This window comes from Streptomyces sp. NPDC000983 (assembly GCF_040299205.1).
Classification (GTDB): Bacteria; Actinomycetota; Actinomycetes; order Streptomycetales; family Streptomycetaceae; genus Streptomyces.
Genome location: NZ_JBEPBM010000005.1, coordinates 177,742 through 198,774 on the forward strand (window position 1 = coordinate 177,742; position 21,033 = coordinate 198,774).

At 73.2% G+C, this 21,033-nt stretch carries 18 protein-coding genes; 9 read left to right on the forward strand and 9 right to left on the reverse strand.

The genetic code is table 11. From position 1 onward, the window contains the following. Positions 1–11: 11 nt before the first annotated feature. The gene (locus tag ABT296_RS07815) at positions 12–638 is read left to right on the forward strand and encodes a hypothetical protein (RefSeq protein ID WP_351924388.1); all 627 of its coding nucleotides are present in this window, start codon (positions 12–14) and stop codon (positions 636–638) included. A gap of 44 nt (positions 639–682) precedes the next feature. On the opposite strand, the gene ABT296_RS07820 is transcribed toward ABT296_RS07815, so the two are convergent. From ABT296_RS07820 to ABT296_RS07830, 3 genes are all read right to left on the reverse strand, one after another. Next, a complete protein-coding gene (locus tag ABT296_RS07820; protein WP_351924390.1) occupies positions 683–2,104 on the reverse strand; it encodes a S28 family serine protease in 1,422 nt (473 codons plus the stop codon). A gap of 101 nt (positions 2,105–2,205) precedes the next feature. Beyond that, a complete protein-coding gene (locus ABT296_RS07825) occupies positions 2,206–2,595 on the reverse strand; it encodes a hypothetical protein (RefSeq protein ID WP_351924392.1) in 390 nt (129 codons plus the stop codon). Between the two features lie 79 nt (positions 2,596–2,674). Beyond that, positions 2,675–6,385 (reverse strand): ABC transporter ATP-binding protein, encoded by a 3,711-nt coding sequence (locus ABT296_RS07830; RefSeq protein WP_351924656.1) that lies wholly within the window; start codon positions 6,383–6,385, stop codon positions 2,675–2,677. Between the two features lie 142 nt (positions 6,386–6,527). Between ABT296_RS07830 and ABT296_RS07835 the strand changes: the two genes are divergently transcribed. Further along, positions 6,528–7,100 carry a hypothetical protein gene (locus ABT296_RS07835; protein WP_351924394.1) on the forward strand — a complete coding sequence of 191 codons (573 nt, stop codon included), beginning with the start codon at positions 6,528–6,530 and terminating at the stop codon, positions 7,098–7,100. Positions 7,101–7,143: 43 nt separating this feature from the next. Here ABT296_RS07835 and ABT296_RS07840 read toward each other — a convergent pair whose 3' ends face one another. Both ABT296_RS07840 and ABT296_RS07845 read right to left on the reverse strand, forming a co-directional pair. Continuing rightward, positions 7,144–7,770, reverse strand: coding sequence for a response regulator (locus ABT296_RS07840; RefSeq protein WP_351924396.1), 627 nt, complete (start codon positions 7,768–7,770; stop codon positions 7,144–7,146). Next, positions 7,767–9,005: a sensor histidine kinase gene (locus tag ABT296_RS07845; RefSeq protein ID WP_351924398.1), complete on the reverse strand. Its 1,239-nt coding sequence runs from the start codon at positions 9,003–9,005 to the stop codon at positions 7,767–7,769. The genes ABT296_RS07840 and ABT296_RS07845 overlap by 4 nt, the downstream gene beginning before the upstream one ends. A gap of 203 nt (positions 9,006–9,208) precedes the next feature. Between ABT296_RS07845 and ABT296_RS07850 the strand changes: the two genes are divergently transcribed. Together ABT296_RS07850 and ABT296_RS07855 are read left to right on the forward strand one after the other, a co-directional pair. Next, positions 9,209–9,760 carry a GlcG/HbpS family heme-binding protein gene (locus ABT296_RS07850; RefSeq protein ID WP_351924400.1) on the forward strand — a complete coding sequence of 184 codons (552 nt, stop codon included), beginning with the start codon at positions 9,209–9,211 and terminating at the stop codon, positions 9,758–9,760. Positions 9,761–9,861: 101 nt separating this feature from the next. Then, positions 9,862–10,977 carry a YncE family protein gene (locus ABT296_RS07855; RefSeq protein WP_351924402.1) on the forward strand — a complete coding sequence of 372 codons (1,116 nt, stop codon included), beginning with the start codon at positions 9,862–9,864 and terminating at the stop codon, positions 10,975–10,977. Between the two features lie 99 nt (positions 10,978–11,076). On the opposite strand, the gene ABT296_RS07860 is transcribed toward ABT296_RS07855, so the two are convergent. After that, entirely contained in the window at positions 11,077–11,919 is an 843-nt protein-coding gene (locus tag ABT296_RS07860; RefSeq protein ID WP_351924404.1) for a serine hydrolase, read from the reverse strand. 112 nt (positions 11,920–12,031) lie between these two features. On the opposite strand from ABT296_RS07860, the gene ABT296_RS07865 reads away from it, so the two are divergent. From ABT296_RS07865 to ABT296_RS07875, 3 genes are all read left to right on the forward strand, one after another. After that, positions 12,032–12,499 carry a hypothetical protein gene (locus ABT296_RS07865; protein ID WP_351924406.1) on the forward strand — a complete coding sequence of 156 codons (468 nt, stop codon included), beginning with the start codon at positions 12,032–12,034 and terminating at the stop codon, positions 12,497–12,499. A gap of 355 nt (positions 12,500–12,854) precedes the next feature. Then, a complete protein-coding gene (locus ABT296_RS07870; RefSeq protein ID WP_351924408.1) occupies positions 12,855–13,658 on the forward strand; it encodes an endonuclease I family protein in 804 nt (267 codons plus the stop codon). A 141-nt stretch (positions 13,659–13,799) separates the two neighbouring features. Next, the gene (locus tag ABT296_RS07875) at positions 13,800–14,558 is read left to right on the forward strand and encodes a calcium-binding protein (protein WP_351924410.1); all 759 of its coding nucleotides are present in this window, start codon (positions 13,800–13,802) and stop codon (positions 14,556–14,558) included. A 70-nt stretch (positions 14,559–14,628) separates the two neighbouring features. Here the strand turns inward: ABT296_RS07875 and ABT296_RS07880 are convergent, their stop codons facing one another. Both ABT296_RS07880 and speB read right to left on the reverse strand, forming a co-directional pair. After that, a complete protein-coding gene (locus ABT296_RS07880) occupies positions 14,629–16,317 on the reverse strand; it encodes a thiamine pyrophosphate-binding protein (protein WP_351924412.1) in 1,689 nt (562 codons plus the stop codon). Then, a complete protein-coding gene (gene speB, locus ABT296_RS07885) occupies positions 16,314–17,282 on the reverse strand; it encodes an agmatinase (RefSeq protein WP_351924414.1) in 969 nt (322 codons plus the stop codon). Before speB ends, ABT296_RS07880 begins: the two co-directional genes overlap by 4 nt. 308 nt (positions 17,283–17,590) lie before the next feature. On the opposite strand from speB, the gene ABT296_RS07890 reads away from it, so the two are divergent. Together ABT296_RS07890 and ABT296_RS07895 are read left to right on the forward strand one after the other, a co-directional pair. Then, positions 17,591–19,093, forward strand: coding sequence for a helix-turn-helix domain-containing protein (locus ABT296_RS07890; protein WP_351924416.1), 1,503 nt, complete (start codon positions 17,591–17,593; stop codon positions 19,091–19,093). Positions 19,094–19,155: 62 nt separating this feature from the next. Continuing rightward, positions 19,156–19,944, forward strand: a complete 789-nt coding sequence (locus ABT296_RS07895) for a phosphatase (protein WP_351924418.1) — start codon at positions 19,156–19,158, stop codon at positions 19,942–19,944. Positions 19,945–20,140: 196 nt separating this feature from the next. Here the strand turns inward: ABT296_RS07895 and ABT296_RS07900 are convergent, their stop codons facing one another. Beyond that, entirely contained in the window at positions 20,141–21,007 is an 867-nt protein-coding gene (locus tag ABT296_RS07900) for an acyl-CoA thioesterase (RefSeq protein ID WP_351924420.1), read from the reverse strand. Between the last annotated feature and the right edge of the window lie 26 nt (positions 21,008–21,033).

Genomic DNA, 21,033 nt, shown 5'->3' on the forward strand with positions numbered 1-21,033 from the left:
GGGGGAGCGCGATGCGTGGGAGACATGCCGTGGCGGCGGCCGTGCTGGCGGCGGCCCTGCTGACCGGGTGCCAGTCGGGGGACTCCCCCGGCGAGGACGCGGCCGGCACGGGCGGGCCGGTGTCCGCGTCGCCGAGCGCGAGCCTGCCCGCGGGCTACGGCACCCAGTTCCTCGGGGTGGACGAGTGCAGTTCCTTCGGGACGACCAGCTTCACCGAGGTGCGCTGCGACGGCGAACGCGCGGCGGCCCGGGTGGTGGCCCGCTTCGACGGGGCGGTCGGTGACGGCCCGCCCTGCCCCGGGACGACGGACTTCGTCCTGCACATCAGCGAGCAGAGCCCCTCCGACGAGGACGGCGACGGCGCGGTCCCCCAGGGCTACGCCTGCATGCGCAATCTCAGCGCCCCGCACCCCGGCGACCCGGGCGCCGGCGGCGGCCCCCGCACCATCGTCGGCGACTGCGTCTACGACTCCGGCGGCCGCCAGGTCCGCGAGACGTCCTGCGACGGCGAGGCGGAGCGCAAGCCCGAGTACAAGGTGGTGAAGGCGGTCGGCAAGCGCAAGGACTGCCCGGCCGCGACGGCCCTGTACGTCCAGCTCGGCGGCGAACGGCCGGTGGGGTGCGCCCGGCCGGTGTGACCGGCCGGGCGCGTACTGCGTTACAGCGTCACTGCGTCACTGCGTTACGGGCGCAGCGTCCGCTCCACCGTGCGCTTGTCCAGCTTGGCGTCGAACCTGGCCAGCGGCTTCGCCGAGGCCGGGTCCGCCTGGACCGAGGCGGGGGCGACGCCCGCCCACTCGAGGATCCTCGCCGTGGCGAGGGCCTTCTCGTCGTCCACCAGACCGGCCACCCGGGCCCCGTGGTTGGCGCCCGGCGCGGTGAAGACGTACGAGTCACGGGCGCCCTTGCCGAGGCGGAAGGGCTCCGCCCCCCAGGGGTCGTTCTCGCCGTAGACGAACAGCATGCGGTTCGCGTGGTGGCGGACCCAGCTGTCGACGTCACGCATGGCGTCCTGCTGGAACCTCATCGGGATGGAGCGCGGGACGAAGTACCGCGGCGGCAGGTAGCCGTAGCGGACGTAGCGCTTCTCGATGTGCGGGAAGCCAATCGTCGGCGCGCCGAGCTGGGTGCCCGCCTGGTAGTAGTACGGCGTGTACGGCTCCAGGCCCTGGTCGGTGTAGAAGCTGAAGCCCGCGATCGTGTCGATGGACGTCCAGATCTCGTCGTCGGTCGCGTTCTTCGCGTCCGCCGGGATCGTGCCGCAGTCCTCCAGCAGGCTGTACTGCCAGAAGCCCCACACGTAGTCCAGGACCGTCGCCTCGTACGCCTTGTCCAGGCTGCCGACGGTGTCGAAGGTGTAGCCGTTCTCGGCCGCGTAGGCGGCGTACCGCTGCTCCAGCGGCTCCCGGCGCACCAGTGCCTCGCGCTGCACGCCGTTGAGGCGGTCGCGGCACTCCTCGGTGCCGACGTTGGCGAAGAACTCGTCGTACGCCGAGTCCTCCTTGTTCACCACGTCGTTGGGGGCGACGTAGGCGACGACGCCGTCCATGTCACGCGGGTAGAAGCGCTCGTAGTAGGTGGCGGTCATCCCGCCCTTGGAGCCGCCCGTGGAGAGCCACTTCTTGCCGTAGATCGGCTTGAGTGCCTTGAAGATGCGGTGCTGGTCGGTGGCGGCCTGCCAGATGTCCAGCTTCGTCCAGTCGGCCGGGGCCGGGCGGGACGGCGTGAAGTAGCGGTACTCCATGGAGATCTGGTTGCCGTCCACGATCTGGGTCGGCTCGCGCCGGCTCGGGGTCGTGGAGACGTTGTAGCCGCCGGTGTAGAACACCGTCGGCCGGCTGACGTCCTTGTGCAGCACGGTGATCCGCTGCTGGAACGTGCCCTTGGACGGGTGCCGGTGGTCCACCGGCTGGGTGTAGTTGAGAACGAAGAAGCGGTAACCGGTGTACGGCTTCTCCTCGATCAGGCTCATGCCCGGTATCGCGAGCAGCCGGTCCTTGATGTCGGCGGTGGCCTCCGGCTGGGCGGCGGTGGCCGCCCCGGCCGTGCTCAACGTGCCTATCAGCACCGTGAGCGCCAGCAGCCATCTGAGCGCTTTGCGCATGCACCCTCCCCTGTGAGTCAGATGTGCGCCCGGAAGGTATCGGAGCAACTGACGATCACACCAGAGGAGTTGACGACAAACCCGTTAAAGATCGAGCCGGATCAGCACAGAATCCAGCCGGAGGCGCCCCTTCCGCCGCCCACCCTGCCCGTCACCTTCACACAGCGGTTGCCCGCGTACACCGACACGGTGGGCGTCTTGCGCCGGTGTTTGCCCTGGTAGGGCACCGGACGGTGGCCGCGCGCCTGCACGCTGACCCCCATCGTCCGCTTCCGGCCGGGGTGTTCGGCGAGCGTGAAGACGCACACCGTGCCCCCGCTGCGGTAGACCTGCACCGATCCCGTGGAGAAGGGCACCGTGCGGACCTTGCGCCCCGGGCACGAGGTGCCGGCGGCCCGTGCCTCGCCCGGCGCGGCGACGGCCAGCAGTCCGGACGCGGTCAGCAGGGCGAGGCCCACCCCCAGCCGTCGGCGTATCGCACCACTGTCCACTGATCGTCCTCCCCGTGCCCGGCGATGAGCGTACTGGTGTACGGACGCCGGACCGGGCCGGACGGTTGCGCGCCGGGGGTCAGTTCAGGTCCGCGCCGACCGGCTCGCCGACGAAGGTCCGCCACAGGGCGGCGTACCGTCCGCCGAGGGCCAGCAGCTCCTCGTGGGTGCCGTCCTCGGCGACCCGGCCGTGGTCCATCACCACCACCCGGTCCGCGCGGGCGGCCGTGGTCAGCCGGTGCGCGACCACCAGCGTCGTACGGCGGCCCGCCAGCCGGTCGGTGGCCTGGTTGACCTGCGCCTCGGTGGCCAGGTCCAGGGCGGCCGTCGCCTCGTCGAGGAGCAGCACGTCGGGGTCGACGAGCTCGGCGCGGGCCAGCGCGATCAGCTGGCGCTGGCCGGCCGAGAGGTTGCGGCCCCGCTCGGCGACCTCGTGGAGGTAGCCGCCGTCCAGGGTGGCGATCATGTCGTGGGCGCCCACCGCGCGGGCCGCGGCCTCCACCTCGGCGTCCGTCGCGGCGGGACGGCCGTAGGCGATGGCGTCGCGGACGGTGCCCTGGAAGAGGTACGCCTCCTGCGGGACGACGCCGAGCCGGTGCCGGTAGGCGGTCATGTCCAGGGAGCGCAGGTCGGTGCCGTCCACGGTGACCCGGCCGCCCGTCGGGTCGTAGAACCGGGCGACCAGCTTGACCAGCGTGGACTTGCCGGCGCCGGTCTCGCCGACGAAGGCGACGGTCTGCCCGGCCGGGATGTGCAGGTCGACGTCGGTGAGCGCCTCCTCGGCGGTGCCGTAGGCGAAGCGCACGTTCTCGAAGGCGATCTCGCCGCGCAGGGAGAGCACGTCGAGGGGTTCGTCGGCGGACCTCGTGGAGGTCGGCTCGCGCAGCAGCTCCTGGATGCGGCCGAGCGAGACGGTCGCCTGCTGGTAGCCGTCGAAGACCTGGGAGAGCTGCTGGACCGGGGCGAAGAACAGGTCGATGTAGAGCAGGTACGCCACCAGCGCGCCGGCCGTCAGCGTGGCCTCGTCGATCCGGCCGCCGCCCACGATCAGCACCGCGGCCACCGCCACCGACGACAGGAACTGCACGAAGGGGAAGTACACCGAGATCAGCCACTGGCCGCGGATGCGGGCCTGCCGGTAGCTGTCGCTGCGCTCGGCGAACCGGGCGCCGCCGTCCCGCTCGCGCCGGAACGCCTGCACGATCCGCAGTCCGGCGACCGACTCCTGGAGGTCGGCGTTGACCACCGACACCCGCTCGCGGGCCAGCTCGTACGCCTTCACGCTCGCCCGGCGGAAGAAGTACGTGGCGACGATCAGCGGCGGCAGCGTCGCGAAGACGAGCAGGGCCAGCTCCAGGTCGATGACCAGCAGTGCGCCCATGATGCCGAAGAAGGTGACGACCGAGACGAAGGCGGTGACCAGGCCGGTCTGCAGGAACGTCGACAGGGCGTCGACGTCCGTGGTCATCCGGGTCATGATCCGGCCGGTCAGCTCGCGCTCGTAGTAGTCGAGCCCGAGCCGCTGGAGCTGGGCGAAGATCTTCAGCCGCAGCGCGTACAGCACCCGCTCACCGGTGCGGCCGGTCATCAGGGTCTCGCCGATCTGCGCCGCCCACTGCACGCTCACCGCGAGCAACCCCAGCAGGGTGGCCGCCCAGACCGCGCCGAGGGCCTGCTCGGAGACCCCGCTGTCGATGCCGTGCCGGATCAGCACCGGCAGCAGCAGGCCGGTGCCCGCGTCGACGGCGACCAGCGCGAGGCTGAGCAGCAGGGGCCGTCCGAAGCCGCGCAGCAGGCGGCGCAGGCCGTAGGAGTCCTCGGGGGTGACCGCCCGGGCCTCGTCGACGTCCGGGACGTCGGTGGCCGGGGGCAGCGCCTCGACCTGGGCGAGCAGCTCGGGGGTGGCGGGGGCGCCGTCGGTCGCGGTGTCGCGCGGGGTGCGCTCGCCCGCCCACAGCCGGGGGGTGATCCCGCGCTCGGCGTCGAACTCGGCGTCCAGCTCGGCCCGCACCGAGGTGTCCTCGTCGGGGACCGCGGGCGGGGTGTGGCCGGGCGAGACGCCGCCCAGCTCGTCGGGGTCGGTGAGCAGCCTGCGGTAGAGGGCCGAGCGCTCCTGGAGCTCGTCGTGGGTGCCGAGGTCGGCGAGGCGGCCGGCGTCGAGGACGGCGATGCGGTCGGCGAGGTTGAGGGTGGAACGGCGGTGCGCGATCAGCAGGGTGGTGCGGCCCTCCATGACCTGGGCGAGGGCCTCGTGGATCTCGTGCTCCACCCGGGCGTCCACGGCGGAGGTGGCGTCGTCGAGGACGAGCAGGCGGGGGTCGGTGAGGATGGCGCGGGCGAGGGCGACGCGCTGGCGCTGGCCGCCGGAGAGGGTCAGGCCGTGTTCGCCGACCTTGGTGTCGTAGCCCTCGGGCAGTTCGGTGATGAAGCGGTCCGCCTGGGCGGCGCGGGCGGCCTGCTCGATCTGCTCGTCGGTGGCGTCGGGGCGGCCGTAGGCGATGTTGGCGCGGACGGTGTCGGAGAAGAGGAAGGAGTCCTCGGGGACCAGGCCGATCGCGGCGCGCAGCGAGTCCTGGGTCAGCTCGCGGACGTCGTGGCCGCCGATCAGGACGGCGCCGTGGGTGACGTCGTAGAAGCGGGGCAGCAGCAGCGAGACGGTGGACTTGCCGGAGCCGGAGGAGCCGACGACGGCGAGGGTCTCGCCGGGGCGGATCTCGAAGCTGAGGCCGTCCAGGACCCGGCCCTCGGCGCCGTCGTAGCCGAAGGAGACATCGTCGAACTCGACGGTGGCGGGCGCGTCGGCGGGCAGTTCCTTGGTGCCGTCCTTCATGGACGGCTCGGTGTCGATCAGCTCCAGGACGCGTTCGGCGCCGGCCCGGGCCTGCTGGGCGACGGTCAGGACCATGGCGAGCATCCGGACCGGGCCGACGAGCTGGGCGAGGTAGGCGGAGAAGGCGACGAAGGTGCCGAGGGTGATGTTCCCGCGCACGGCGAGCCAGCCGCCGAGGGCGAGCATGGCGACCTGGCCGAGGGCGGGGACGGCCTGGAGCGCCGGGGTGTACTTGGAGTTGAACCGGATGGTGCGCAGCCGCCCGGCGAACAGGCGCCGGCCGACGTCCCTGAGCTTGCCGGTCTCCTGCTCCTCCTGCCCGAAGCCCTTGACCACCCGGACGCCGCTGACGGCGCCGTCGACCACTCCGGCGACGGCCGCCGCCTGGGCCTGGGCGTACCAGGTGGCGGGGTGGAGCTTGGCGCGGCTGCGCCGGGCGATCCACCACAGGGCGGGCGCGACGGCGAGCGCCACCGCGGTCAGCGGCAGGGACAGCCAGGCCATGACGACCAGCGACACGAAGAAGAGGGCGAAGTTCCCGATGGTCATCGGGAGCATGAACAGCAGCCCCTGGATCAGCTGGAGGTCGCTGGTCGCGCGTCCCACCACCTGCCCGGTGGACAGCTCGTCCTGGCGCCGCCCGTCGAGCCTGGTGATGGTGCCGTACATGTCGGTGCGCAGGTCGTGCTGAACGTCGAGGGCGAGCCGGCCGCCGTAGTAGCGCCGGACGTAGGTGAGGAAGTACACGAGGACGGCGGAGGCGATCAGCAGGCCCGCCCACACGGCCATGGAGCGGGTCTTGTCGCCGATCACGTCATCGATGATCACCTTGGTGATCAGCGGGACGAGGGCCATCAGGGCCATACCGGCCAGCGAGGAGCCGAGGGCCAGGACGACGTCCTTCGGGTAGCGCCAGGCGTACCCCCACAGTCTCCGCGCCCATCCCTGCCGCACCGCCACGCCCTGGCTCCCCGTCTGATCGTCCACGACAAGCCCCAACGTGTTCCGGTCCGGTTTTCATCCCGGCATGAGCACCGGCGCCCACTCCGTCTGAGTAGCGGACCCCTGCCGCCGGGCCGCGGGACCGGCTTCGATCACCGGTATGAAGAAGAACACCGTGCTCGTCGCCTCGTCCGTGGCCCTCGTCGTGCTGTTCGCGCTGCTGGCGAAGGGGTGCGAGGTGCTGGCGGGCGGACCGGTGGGGACGACCGACGGCTTCCGCGAGCACGTCCGGGAGACCACCCGGACCGGTGAGGCGGTGTACCGCGCGCTGTCCCCCGCGCCGACGGGCGACCCGCACCCCGTGCAGGAGGCCGACACCTCCTGCACGGACGACATCGGCTGGGACGACGAGGACGTCACCCGCGACCGGCCCCTCTACAGCTGGGAACTGGACTTCGCCGATCCCGACGGCTTCCCGGCCGCGCTGAAGGCCCTGGAGGCCGCCTGGCGGGCGGAGGGCCGCGAGGTGGAGCGGACCGGGACCGGCATCGCGGCCACCCTGGACGACGGCGTCCGCGTCGTGCTCCACCTCAACTGGTACACCGACCGTCCGGAGCTGCGCGCCGGGGGCCGCTGCACGCGCTACACCGACACCTACGGCGACGCCTACGACTACGTCCACGACGACAACGGCGACGGGACGGTCGACGAGTACGAGAAGCCGTCCTGGTGAGCCGGGGCCCGGCGGCTCGAGCAGCGGGGTCGGAGCAGCGGGCTCAGGGCAGCAGGCGCTGTTCCTTCGCCACCGCGACCGCGCCCGCCCTGGTGTCGACGCCGAGCTTGTCGTAGATCCGGCCCAGGTGGGTCTTGACGGTGGCCTCGCTGATGAACAGGGCCTTGGCGATGTCCCGGTTGCCGAGGCCCTGGGAGAGCCTGCCGAGGATCTCCCGCTCCCGGTCGGTCAGGGCGGGCCGCGGGTTGCGCAGGTTGGCCATGACCCGGCCGGCGACCGGCGCGGACAGGGTGGTGCGGCCCTCGGCGGCGGCGTGGATCGCGGCGAACAGCTCGTCGGGCCGCTCGGCCTTGAGCAGGTAGCCGGTGGCGCCCGCCTCGATGGCCCGGGTGATGTCGGCGTCGGTGTCGTAGGTGGTGAGGACCAGGACGTGCGGGCCGCCGCCGGCCGCCGAGGTCAGCCGGCGGGTGGTCTCCACCCCGTCGATGCCCGCGCCGAGCTGGAGGTCCATCAGGACGACGTCCGGGGTGAGCTTCGCGGCGAGGGCGAGGGCCTCCTCGCCGGTGCCCGCCTCGCCGACGACCTCGATGCCGGGGGCGCTGTCCAGCAGGGCGAGCAGTCCGGCGCGGACGACGGCGTGGTCGTCGCAGAGCAGGATGCGGACGGTCATGGCGTGGGCTCCAGGGGGATCGCGGCGGACAGGACGGTGCCCTCGCCGGGCGCCGACTCCACGGTCAGCGTGCCGCCGAGCTGGCGGACCCGGGCGCGGATGGCGGGCAGCCCGTGGCCGCGCACCCCGGACGCCGCCCTCGGCGCCCGGGGGTCGAAGCCGTGGCCGTCGTCGGCGACGTCCAGGACGGCCTGGTCGTCGAGGAGGGTGAGGGTCAGCGCGGCGGCGCGGGCCCCGGAGTGCTCCCGTACGTTCGCCAGGGCGCCCTGCGCGATGCGCAGCAGCGCGGACTGGACGCGGTCGGGCAGCTCGGGGGCGCGGCCGGCGTCGTCGAGGTGGACGCGGACGGTGAGGGTGTCGCCGGACTCCCGGGCGGCGAGCCTGCGCAGCGCCTCGCCGAGTCCGCCGCCGCCCGCCAGGTCGGCGGGGGCGAGGTCGTGCACGAAGCGGCGGGCCTCGGCGAGGTTGTGCTCGGCGACCGCCTCGGCGGTGCGGACGTGGGCGCGCGCCTTGTCCCGGTCCGACTCCCAGACCCGCTCGGCGGCCTGGAGCAGCATCTGCTGGCTGGACAGGCCCTGGGCGAGGGTGTCGTGGATCTCCATGGCGAGGCGCTGGCGTTCGGCGAGGGTGCCCTCGCGGCGCTCGGTGGCGGCCAGTTCCCGGCGGGTGCGGACCAGGTCGTCGATGAGGGCGCGTTGGCGGGCCGCCTGGTGGCGCAGGTGCACGAAGATCGCGGTGGCGAAGCCGGCGACGGCCGCCGGGCCGACGACCAGGTCGAGGTCGAAGCGGGGGGCGAGCTGGAGCCGGGCGCCGATCACGAACACGGTCAGCAGGGCGACCAGGGTGTACGCGGCGGCCGGCGGGAGGTGGCGCAGGGCGACGTAGAAGAGGGGGACGGCGACCCAGGCGAAGCTCGGCGCGAGGGCGACCAGGACGACCCATACGGCGACGACGGTGCCGAGCCACAGCAGACGGGGCCGGGTGGGCCGGCCGGGGTCCAGGTCCGCGGCGCCGGTGCGGTCGCCGAAGCGGCCGGCCACGTACAGGACGGCGAGGACGACGGCCAGGGCGAGCACCCAGGGGGCGCGGGGCTCGCCGCCGTGGCGCTGGACGTAGCGGATCACGGCGGTGGCGAGGAGGACGAAGAAGGTGGCGTGCATGACCGCGGCGAGCCGGCGGGCGTCGAGGTCGCCGGGGGCTCCGGTGGCCGCCCGGTCGTGCCGTGGTGTCCGCATCGCGCCCGGACCGCCTTCCTGAACTGGACAAACACCTCCAGTGTCCCCTCCGGCCGGGCCGGGTGGGGTCAACCGTTCGGATGACCCCCGCGTCAGCCGTTCCGCCGCCCGCGAGGAGCCGGTACGCCGACGGGCCGGCCCCGGTTCCGGGCCCAGGCTGGAGAGCGAAGGCAGGAACCGCACCAGATCAGGAGTTGCCGAACATGAAGAAGTTCTCCCGGCGTGCCCGTGTCGCCACCGGCGGCGTCGTCCTCGCGGCCGTGGCCGCCGGTACCTTCGGTGCCGTCTCCGCCAGCGCCTCGGCGCCCGCCGCGGCCGGGGCCCGGCCCGCGGCGGTGAAGTCCTCGTCCACCGTCACCTCCACGCACCTGTCGGTCGCGGCGGCCACCGACGCCGCCGAGGCCGTGCTGGCCGCCGCGCAGAAGGAGAACCAGCGGGTATCGGTCGCCGTGGTCGACCGCAACGGGAACACCCTGGTCACCCTGCGCGGCGACGGCGCCGGACCGCAGTCGTACGAGTCCGCGATCCGCAAGGGCTTCACCGCGGTCTCCTGGAACGCGCCCACCTCCGAGCTGGCGAAGCGTCTGGAGCAGACCCCCAACCTGAAGGACATCCCGGGCACCCTGTTCCTGGGCGGCGGTGCCCCGGTCACCGTGGACAACGCCCCGATCGCGGGCATCGGCGTGGCGGGCGCCCCGTCCGGCGCGCTGGACGAGAAGTTCGCCCAGGCGGGCGTCGCGGCCCTGACCCGCTGACCCGCTCCTCACCCCGCCCCCGGGTGCCCCGCGCGGGCGCCCGGGCCGGCCCGTTCCCGGATTCCCGGATTCCCGGATTCCCGGATTTCAGGAGGCAAGCCATGAACGCCCCGCGCGCCGCCGCCCTGGCGCTCGCCGCCACGGCCGTGCTGCTGACCGCCTGCGACACCACCGCGCCCGCCTCCTCCCCCGGCACCGGCGCGCCCACCTCCGTGCCCGCCTCAGCCGCCCCCTCGGACGCCCCCGCCGCCGGGACCCTCCTGGTGGCCGACTTCGGCGCCGACACCGTCACCTTCGTCGACCCGGACCGGGGCGCGCTCGGCTCGGTGGAGGTCGGCACCGCCCCCTACGGGCTGGCCGTCGGCGAGGACGGCCGCGCCTGGGTCGCCACGGCGCAGGGCGTCGCGGTCGTCGACACCCGCGCCCGCGAGCGGCTGGCCCTGATCCCGTACGAGACCTCCGGCCTCGGCGAGCCGGCGTACGGCGAGTACCGGGGCGGCGGCATGGGCATCGCGCTCGCCCCGGACGGCCGCCATGTGTACGTCGGTGTCAACGTCCCCGGCGGGAACGGGCGGCTGGAGGTCGTCGACACCCGCACGCTGAGGGTCACCGGCACCGCGGAGACCGGCCGCCGCCCCTTCGACGTGGACGTCTCCGCCGACGGACGGCACGTCTACGCCACGAACCACGACTCCTTCGACGTCACGGCCGTCGACACCGCCACCCTGGACACCCGCCGCTTCGAGGTCGCCCCCTACGGCACCGAGGGCGGCCTGGGCTCCTGGCTGAAGCCGCACTACGCGGTCGTACGCCCCTCCGACGGGCGCCTGTTGCTGCCCTTCGAGGGCGAGCGGCTGGTCGTCCTCGACCCGGGGACCGGCCGCTCGACGGTCGAGCGCATGACGGCGGACACGCATCAGCACGGCGCCGCCGTCACCCCCGACGGCACCCTCCTGGTCGTGGGCACCGGCCCGATCGACCCGGCGGAGGACGAGGGGCCCTCGCTGACCGTCCGGCGGCCGGACGGCCGGGAGAGGGTGATCCCCCTCGGCGGCCCCCACGAGGACGTGGTCGCCGTGGGCCGCACGGCCTACGTCACCGGCGGCTTCACCCGGGACGGCTACTGGGACGGGCTGACGGTGGTCGACCTCGACACCGGCGAGACCCGCCGACTGGCGGCGGGCAACCGGCCGTTGGGCATCGCCGTACTGCCCTAAGGCCTGACCCGGAGGTGGTAGAACCGGGTCGTCTGGGCGGGGTTCTGGTTGTCGTCGCTGCCCAGCAGGACCTTCAGGGCACCGCCCTTCGTCCGGGCGTCAACTCGCGGCCAGATCCCGGTGGATGACCTTGGCGACGCCCTGGATGGTCGAGATGCCGTAGTTCATGGTGCTGTTGCCGTGGGTCAGGACCGTGATCATGTAGTCGTGCCCGTTGCCCTTGAAGGTGCCGACGCTGTGCACGCGCCACCCGTTGGTGGCCCGCTCCAGCCAGCCGTTCTTGACGTGCGGGAGGACGCCTGCCGGGGTGCCGTACGGGGTGCCCCAGCGCTGCGAGGAGACCACGTCGCCCATCAGCTTGCGGACGTACCAGCGGGAGTCGTCGGTGAGCACCGCGTTCTTCGCGGTGAGCAGCCTCATCAGCTTCTGCTCGTCGGTGACGGTGATCTGGGTGAGTCCCCAGTAGCCGTTCGCGCCGGGCTTGGTCTGGGTCATGCCGGCCGCGGCGAGGAAGTTCTTCACCTTGGTCACGCCGAGCTGCGCCCACAGCGTGGAGGTGGAGGCGTTGTCCGACTTGGTGATCATCGCGGTGGCGAGGGACTTCTCCCGGCTGGTGAGGGAGCGGCCGGTCTTCTGCGCGTCCCACAGCAGCGCCGCCAGCACGGTCACCTTCACCACGCTGGCGGAGTCGTAGGCGGTGGTGGAGCGCAGGGTGCAGGTGGTGTTGGTGGACCTGTCGTACAGGCCCACGGCGATGGTGCCCTTGCGGGTGGCCAGCGCGGCGGTGATGTCCTTCTTCAGCTTGTCGGCGAGCCCGGCCACGCCCGACGTGCAGCTGACGGCGGGCGTGGTCGCGGCCGACACGGGTGTGACCGCGGCCACGGAGGCGACGAGCACACCACCGGCGACCCATCGGGCCCGTCTGGATATTCGGTGAGTCATGCCCAGATGACTCACGGGCCCGCGGGAAAGGTTGTAGGCCTTGGGGAAGGCTTGTACGAGCCGTTATCCACGCCCTCCCCCCGGGGGTGGGGCGAGCGTTCAGGGGTGGGGGATGGAGTTCGAGGAACTGAGAGACCTGCTGGTGTCCCGCGTGGCCTGGATCGCGTTCGGCGTCGCGGCCCAACTCCTGTGCGCGATCGGGGCGTTCTGGCACGCCTGGGGCCACGGCGACCCGCTGGGCACCTGGCTCGCGGCCCTGGCGGCCTGCGGGGCCTGCCAGGGGGTCGCCGTCACCGCGGTGCTGTGGCCCGGCGCGGAGGCGGGCTCCCGTGAGAACACCGAGGGGCACCGGGGCCTGACCGTCGGCGTGCTGTGCCTGATCTGGATCGTCGCCGTGCTCCCCGGCGGCGTGCTGCTGATGCTGACCGGCCGCCCCGCGGGTCCGGCCGGTCCGGAGGGTCCGGAGGGTCCGGAGGGTCCGGAGGGTCCGGCCCTGGCGACTTCGACTCGGACGGGTACGAGGTCCAGGCCGTGTTCCTGGGCGGCACCGTTTTCATGCTCACGTCGATCGCGGGCCTGAGCACCTCGGCCGCCCTCGCGGACCGGGTACGGCCGAGCGCCGACGCCGACGCCGTGCCCCGGGGGTCCGGGGGGTCCGGCGGGTCCGGCCGGTCCGGAGGGTCCGGAGGGTCCGGAGGGTCCGGCCCTGGCGACTTCGACGACGACAGCGGCGGCGGCGCCGAGGACTGACCGGCCCCGCCAACCCGGCCCCCGGACCACCCCCCGCGCCAACCCACGTCAACTCGCGTAGACAGCAGCCGATTTGCCGTTTCCGGTCACCCAATGGACACGCCAAGTCCATTTACATGGCCGCATGTCCATGTCACGCTCCCTGGTGCCGCCTTCAATCAACCCGCGTAGATCGGACTCCCCACATGCTGGCGACACGCATACCCCGCTGGAGGGCGGTGGCCCTCGCCACCGCCACGGTCCTGGTCGGGCTCAGTGCCCCCGCTCTCACCGCGACCCCCGCCGCGGCCACCACGACCGCGTATGACAGCACGTACTACAAGAACGCGATCGGCAAGTCCGGAACCAGCCTGAAGAGCGCGCTGCACACGATCATCACCCCGCAGACCAAGCTGTCGTACTCCGCCGTCTGGGAGGCGCTGAAGGTCACCGACCAGGACCCCAACAACAGCAGCAACGTGGTCCTGCTGTACTCGGGCATCTCCCGCAGCAAGTCGCTCAACGGCGGCAACAGTGGGAACTGGAACCGCGAGCACGTCTGGGCGCAGTCCCACGGCGACTTCGGCACCTCGGCCGGCCCCGGCACCGACCTGCACCACCTGCGTCCGGAGGACGTGTCGGTCAACTCCACCCGCGGCAACAAGGACTTCGACAACGGCGGCAGCAGCTTCACCAACTCCGGCGGCAGCCTGACCGACTCCAACTCCTTCGAGCCGCGCGACGCCGTCAAGGGCGACGTGGCCCGCATGATCCTCTACATGGCGGTCCGCTACGAGGGCGACGACAGCTGGCCCAACCTGGAGCCCAACGACGCCGTCACCAACGGCAGCGTCCCCTACCACGGCCGGCTCTCCGTGCTGAAGGCGTGGAACGACGAGGACCCGCCGGACGCCTTCGAGGAGCGCCGCAACCAGCTCATCTACACCACCTACCAGGGAAACCGGAACCCGTTCATCGACCACCCGGAGTGGGTCGAGGCGATCTGGTAGGCCCGTCGCACGGATCGCCGATCTTCCAGGGACCCTTCCTGCGAGGATGAACGCGGTCCGCGCCCGCCCGTCGACTCCGGGCGGGCGCGGACCGCGGCCCACCGGTCCCCGGGGGCCGCTCGACCGTCCTGGGGGGTATCGATGCGCAACCGTTCCCTGTCCTTCGCCCTGACCGGCGCCCTGAGCCTGACGGCCCTGACGGCGGTGACCGCGCCGTCCGCGCAGGCCGCCGGCGACACCGTCATCACCGGTGTGACCGTCAACGGCGGCAAGGAGATAGCCCTGGGCCCCACCGCACCGAAGACCTTCCCGGTGCAGGTGACGGCCCAGGACAACTCCGGCATCGAGAGCATGAACCTCCACGTCAGCCTGCCGTCCTACCTCTACCTGGCCTCCGACCAGGGACTGACCTGCACCGCCACCAGCGCCACGACCACCCGGTGCAGCGGCACCTGGACCATCGACACGAGCAGCTTCTACGGCAACGGCCCGGCGGACGACCCCTGGTACGTCCACGCCTACGTGTCGGCCAACGACGGGGACTACGTCAGCACCGACCGGGCCGCCACGTTCAGCGTCAGGCGGCAGGCAAAGCTGACCGCCAACGCCTCCCCCGAGCCGGTCGCCAAGGACGCCACCCTCACCGTCACCGGCAAGCTGACCCGCGCCGACTGGAAGACGCACAAGTACGCGGGCTACTCCGGCCGTTCGGTCAAACTCCAGTTCCGCAGGGCCGACACCTCCACCTACACCACCGTCAAGTCGGTGACCAGCGGCACCGGCGGCGCCCTCAAGACCACGGTGAAGGCCAAGTACGACGGCTACTGGCGCTGGTCGTACGGCGGCAACACCACCACCTCGACGGCCAAGGCCACCGGCGACCACGTCGACGTGCGCTGAACGGACGGCGGCCGGGGCGCCGTTACGGGCCCCGGCCACCGTCCCGGCCGCCTCAGTCGCCCCAGTGGCCTCAGTCGTTCAGGTGCGTAGGCGCGAACATCCGCAGCAGCGCCGGGAGTACGACCACCGAGGGCCCCGGAGTCGCCAGCGCCTTCGCCAGGTCGGCCGCGAGGTTCTCCGGTGAGGTGCGCACGCCCGGGACGCCGAAGGACTCGGCCAGTGCGACGAAGTCCGGGCCGGTCAGTTCGGTGCCCGTGGTCCGGCCGAAGGCGTCCGTCATGTACTCGCGCAGGATGCCGTAGCCGCCGTCGTCGACGATCAGCCAGGTGACGTCGAGGCCGTACTGGCGGGCCGTCGCCAGCTCCGCGATCGAGTACAGCGCCCCACCGTCCCCGGAGACCGCCAGCACCGGGCGGGTCGGATCGGCGACGGCCGCGCCCAGCGCCGCCGGGAAGGCGTAGCCGAGGCCGCCCGCGCCCTGCGCGGAGTGCATGTGGTTGGGGCCCTTGGCGTCGAACGCGGACCAGGCCCAGTAGGACAGGATCGTCATGTCCCAGAAGGAGGGCGCGTCGGCGGGCAGGGCCCGGCGGACGGAGGCCAGCACGTCCTGTTCCAGGGTGAGTTCCTGGGCCGCGATCCGGTCCCGGACCCGGGCCAGGACCTCCCGCACCCGGTCGGCCGCCGAGGCGTCCTCGCGCGCCGACGCCGTCTCCAGCAGCGCCTGGAGGGCGAGGCGGGCGTCCGCGTGGATGCCCAGCGCTGGGTGGTTGGACTCCAGTTTGCCGAGGTCCGCCTCGATCTGGACGACCCGGCCGCGGGGCTTGAACGTGTGGTAGTTCGAGGAGAGTTCACCGAGCCCGGAGCCGACCACCAGCAGGACGTCGGCGTCCTCCAGGAAGTCGGTGATGTGCCGGTCCTCGGTCCAGGACTGCAGGGACAGCGGGTGCGTCCACGGGAAGGCGCCCTTGCCGCCGGGCGTGGTGACCACCGGCGCCCGCAGCAGCTCCGCCAGCTTGCGCAGCTTGCCGCTCGCGTCGGCCCGGACCACTCCCCCGCCCGCGACGATCGCCGGGCGGGCGGCCCCGGAGAGCAGGTCGGCGGCGACCGCGGTCAGCTCCACCCGCGGCACGAGTTCCTCCGGCGTCGCGTCCACACCGGTCACCACCGGCAGCGAGGTCCCGGCGAGCAGCACGTCCTGCGGGATCTCCACCCACACCGGTCCGTGCGGCGCCGACAGCGCCGACTTCCAGGCCGCCGCGACGGCCGAGGGGATCTGCGACGGGGTCCGCACGGTGTGCACGGACTTCACCACACCGCGGAACGAGGCCGCCTGGTCGGGGAGTTCGTGCAGATAGCCGTGGCGGCCGCCGCCCAGGCCCGCCGTCGGCACCTGGCTGCTGATCGCCAGGACGGGGGCGCTCGCGGCGGCGGCCTCCTGGAGCGCGGCCAGCGAGGTCAGCGCGCCCGGGCCGGTGGACAGCAGCAGCGGGGCGGCCTCACCGGTGATCCGGCCGTAGGCGTCGGCGGCGAAGCCCGCGTTGTTCTCCACGCGCAGTCCGACGTACCGCAGGTCCGAGCGGCCCACGGCGTCGAGGAGTCCGAGGGCGTGCTGGCCGGGCAGTCCGAAGACGGTCGTCGCGCCGAGCCCGGCCAGCGTCTCCACGACCAGGTCTCCGCCGGTGCGGCCGGGAGGCGGGTTGAGGGCGGCCTCCGTCTGTGCCGCGGTGGGGCGGAGCTCCAGGTCGTGGTCGTGAGTCACTTCGCGCGGGCCTCTGCAATCTGGCGGGACATGATCGTGGTCAGTTCGTACGCCGTGTGGGACGCGGCCACCGACGTGATCTCGGCGTGATCGTACGCGGGCGACACCTCGACGACGTCGGCCGAGACCAGGTTGCAGGAGGCGAGTCCGCGCAGGATCTCCAGCAGCTCGCGGGAGGTCATGCCGCCGGCCTCGGGGGTGCCGGTGCCGGGGGCGTGCGCCGGGTCCAGGCAGTCGATGTCGATGGAGATGTACAGCGGGCGGTCGCCGATGCGCTGGCGCAGCTGGTCGGCGACCTCGTCGGCGCCCCGGCGGTAGACGTCGGCGGAGGTGACGATGCCGAAGCCCATCTTCTCGTCGTCGGTGAGGTCCTGCTTGCCGTAGAGCGGGCCGCGGATGCCGACGTGGGAGAGGGCCGAGGTGTCGAGGATGCCCTCCTCCACCGCGCGGCGGAACGGGGTGCCGTGGGTGTACTCCGCGCCGAAGTAGGTGTCCCAGGTGTCGAGGTGGGCGTCGAAGTGGAGCAGGGCGACCGGGCCGTGCTTCTTGGCGACGCTCCTGAGCAGGGGCAGCGCGATGGTGTGGTCGCCGCCCAGGGTCATCAGCCGGGCGCCGGTGCCGAGCAGGTCGTCGGCGGCGGCCTCGACCGTCTCGACGGCCTCGTTGATGTTGAACGGGTTCACCGCGATGTCGCCGCCGTCGGCGACCTGGGCGAGCGCGAACGGGGACGCGTCCTGCGCTGGGTTGTAGGGGCGCAGCAGCCGGGACGCCTCGCGGATGGCGTTGCCGCCGAAGCGGGCGCCGGGCCGGTAGGAGACGCCCGAGTCGAAGGGCACGCCGACCACGGCGACGTCGGCGGTGCCGACCTCGTCCAGGCGGGGGAGCCGGGCGAAGGTCGCCGGTCCGGCGTAGCGCGGGATGCGCGAGGAGTCGACGGGGCCGCGAGGCGTCTCGTTGCTGCTCATGGGGTTATGCCTTCTTTCCTACGCTTCGTCGCGTATGTACGTCCGTTACGACTCTACTGGCGAGCCGCCCCGGGCTCGGACACGAGTTCGGGGGCCGGTCCCGGCGGGGCCGGCGGCGTCGGCGGGCTCCGCCATCCGGGCTCCGTCAACCGGGCTCCGTCATCAAGGAGACGGCGGCGCGGGCCGCGGGGGAAGACGGCGGGGCCCGCGGGCCCCGCGGGCCCTCCCCACGAACCCTAGGCGGCGCCCGGGCGGTCGCGAAGTGTACGTTTCATCCATCGAGGCCGTATGGAATGGAGGAAACGCACATGTCCGAGCCGGCCCCGCCGCCGCCCACTCCGCCGGTGCCGCTGTCGGCGCTGCTGGCCCGCGAGGACCTGGCCCTGCGCCGGGTCGCCGGCCCGGCCGACCCTGACACCGCGATCCACTGGGCGCACGCCTCGGAGATGGCGGACCCCTACCCCTATCTGCTCGGCGGGGAGCTGCTGCTGACCGCGGGCGTCCACATCCCGGACGCGGCGGCGGACTCGGGCGCCTACTTCGACGTGTACGTGTCCCGGATCGTCGCGGCGGGCGGCGCGGCCCTCGGCTTCGGTGTGGCGCCGGTCCACGACACGGTGCCGGGCGCCCTGGTGGCCGCCTGCGAGGCGTACGGGCTGCCGCTGCTGGAGGTGCCGCCCCGGACCACGTTCTCGGGCGTCGCCCGGGCCGTCTGGGAGCTGATGGCCCAGGCCCGGCTGGCCGAGCTGCGGCGGGTCGCGGAGGCCCAGCGGAGCCTGGCGGCCGCCGCCGCCCGCCCGGACCCGGTGCCCTCGGTGCTGCGGCGGCTGGCCCGGCGGGTCGAGGGCTGGGCGGTGCTGTACGGCCCGGACGGCGGCGCCGTCGCGGAGGCGGGACGGGCGCCCGAGGAGCGGGCGCGGACGGCGCTGACGGGCCTGGCGCGGGTCGTGCGGCCCGCGGAGCCGGACCCCGCCACGGCCGGCGCCGAGCAGGTACGGCCGGCGCCCGCCTCGGCCACCGACACGGTCGCCGCGTACCGTCTGGCCGCCTACGCCCTCGGTCCCGGCCCCGGGTTCGTGCTCGGGGTCGCCGCCCCCGGCCGGGACACCGGCGACCACACGATCGCCTCCGTCGCGGCCGTCCTGCTCTCCCTGCTCACCGGGGAGCAGCACAGCGGCACCGGGGCGGCCCGCACCTCTGCGCTGGTCCGGCTGCTGCTCGGCGCCGCCCCCGGGGAGGTCGCCGCGCTGCTGGGCGCCGGGCCCTGGACCGTCGTGCACGCCCGCCCCGACTCCGGTACCGCCCCCGACCCGGTGGCCGCCTCCGCGCTGGGCACCGCGCTGGGCTCCCCGCTGGTCGACCTCGCGCCGGACGCCGTGCGCGTCCTGCTCCCCGCCGGCCGGGTCCCGGACGGGCAGCCCGGCTGGGTCCTGGGCGTCAGCGACGCGGTGTCCCCCGCCGACTGGCCCGCCGCCGACACCCGTGCCGCCCGCGCGCTGGCCCGCGCCCGCGCCGCCCGGGTCCCGCTGGTCCGCCACGGCGGCCGGCCGGGCCTGGCCCGACTGGTCGCGCCCGACGAGGCCGAGGCGCACGCCCGCGCCCTCCTCGCGCCGCTCACGGACTCCCCCGCGCTGGTCGAGACGCTGCGCACCTGGCTGGCCCTGCACGGAAGTTGGGACCGCACCGCGGTCGCCCTCTCGGTGCACCGCAACACCGTGCGGCAGCGCGTGGCCCGCTGCGAGGCGCTGCTCGGCGCCGACCTCGACGATCCGGACGTCCGCATGGAGCTGTGGTTCGCGCTCCGTCAGTGACCCACGTCCCAGCGGCCGGGACACCCGGCGCGCCCGCCGGGCTCTGCCTCACAATGGGACACATGCCGATACCCGGGACACCCAGCCGCGCCGAGCTCGTCGAACACCTCGTCAGAACCCGTATAGCGGGCGACGTAGCCACCCCTCGCGAGAACAACCTCTCCCACTACCGCAAGCTCGCGAACGGCGACCGAAACTTCTGGCTCGGCCTGGAGCTGGGTGACCGCTGGACCGACGAGCAGGACGTGCTCGCGGTGATGGCGGAGCGGGTCGGCGTCAACGACGATCCCGAGTACCGCTACGGCCAGGACACCATCGACCCCGAGTTGACCGTCGACGCCCTGGACCGGATGGCGGGCCGGCTGCGCAAGGCCGCGGACGGCGGGCAGCGGGTGCTCTTCGCGACCGGTCACCCCGGCGGCATGCTCGACGTGCATCGCGCCACCGCGGCCGCCCTGCGCACGGCGGGCTGCGAGATCGTGGTGATCCCGGACGGGCTCCAGACGGACGAGGGTTACGTCATGCAGTTCGCGGACGTGGCGATGCTGGAGCACGGGGCCACGCTCTGGCACACGCACTCGGGCGAGCCGATGAAGGCGATCCTGACGGCTCTGGAGCGGCTCGGCAGCCCCCTGCCCGACCTGGTCGTCGCCGACCACGGCTGGGCGGGCTACGCCGGCCAGCACGGGGTGGACTCCGTCGGCTACGCGGACTGCAACGACCCGGCCCTGTTCCTGGCCGAGTCCGAGGGCACCCTCCAGGTAACGGTCCCCCTGGACGACCACGTAGTAAGCCCCCGCTACTACGACCCCCTGACCCGATACCTCCTCACGGAATCAGGCCTCACCTAAAAACCACCCCCGCGCCCCACCCACCCCCAGGGGCGCGGGGAACTGCGCGCCAAGCCCCCACAGCGCCGCGGCCAACCACCCCCAGGGGCGCGAGGAACTGCGCGCCAAGCCACAACACCCCCGCAGCCAACAACGCACGAGAAACCACCCCAAGGGGCGCGGGGAACTGCGCGACCAGCCCCCACGGCGCCGCCCCCTACCGAGGCGCCCGAACCACACCCTCCTGGATCACCGTCACGGCCAACCGCCCGTCCTGCGTATAGATCCGCGCCTGCCCAAGCCCCCGCCCCCCGGACGCGGACGGCGACTCCTGGTCGTACAACAACCACTCGTCCGCCCGAAACGGCCGATGGAACCACATCGCGTGATCCAAGGACGCCCCCACCACATCCCCCACGGCCCACCCACCCCGCCCATGGGCGAGCAGCACGGAATCCAGCAAGGTCATGTCGGAGACGTACGTCGCGAGAACGACATGCAGCAACGGATCACTGTCGAGCTTCCCGTTCGTCCGGAACCACACCTGCGAGTGCGGCTCCCGAGGCTCCCCGAACGCCCCGTACGGCGGCTCGTCCACATACCGCAGATCCACCGCGCCCCGCGCCTCGAGGAACCGCTCCACGACCGCCGCGTCGAGATGGGCGTACCCGCGCAGCCGCTCCTCGGAGGTGGGCAGGGTCGCCGGGTCCGGCGCGAGCGGCATCGGCTCCTGGTGCTCGAAGCCGGCCTCCGGCCGCTGGAAGGACGCGGAGAGGGCGAAGATCGGCTGCCCGTGCTGGACCGCGACCACCCGCCGGGCCGTGAAGGAGCGGCCGTCGTTCATGCGGTCGACGGTGTAGACGATGGGCGCGCCGGGATCCCCGATGCGCAGGAAGTACGCGTGCAGGGAGTGGGCGAGCCGGTCCTCGGGGACCGTACGCCCGGCCGCGACCAGCGCCTGCGCCGCGACCTGCCCGCCGAAGACGCGGGGAACGACGGCGGACCGGGACCGGCCGCGGAAGATGTTCTCCTCGATCTGCTCCAGGTCGAGCAGATCGAGGAGATCCTGTAGTGCCTGGCTCATGACGTGGTTGTACCGGCCAGTAATTT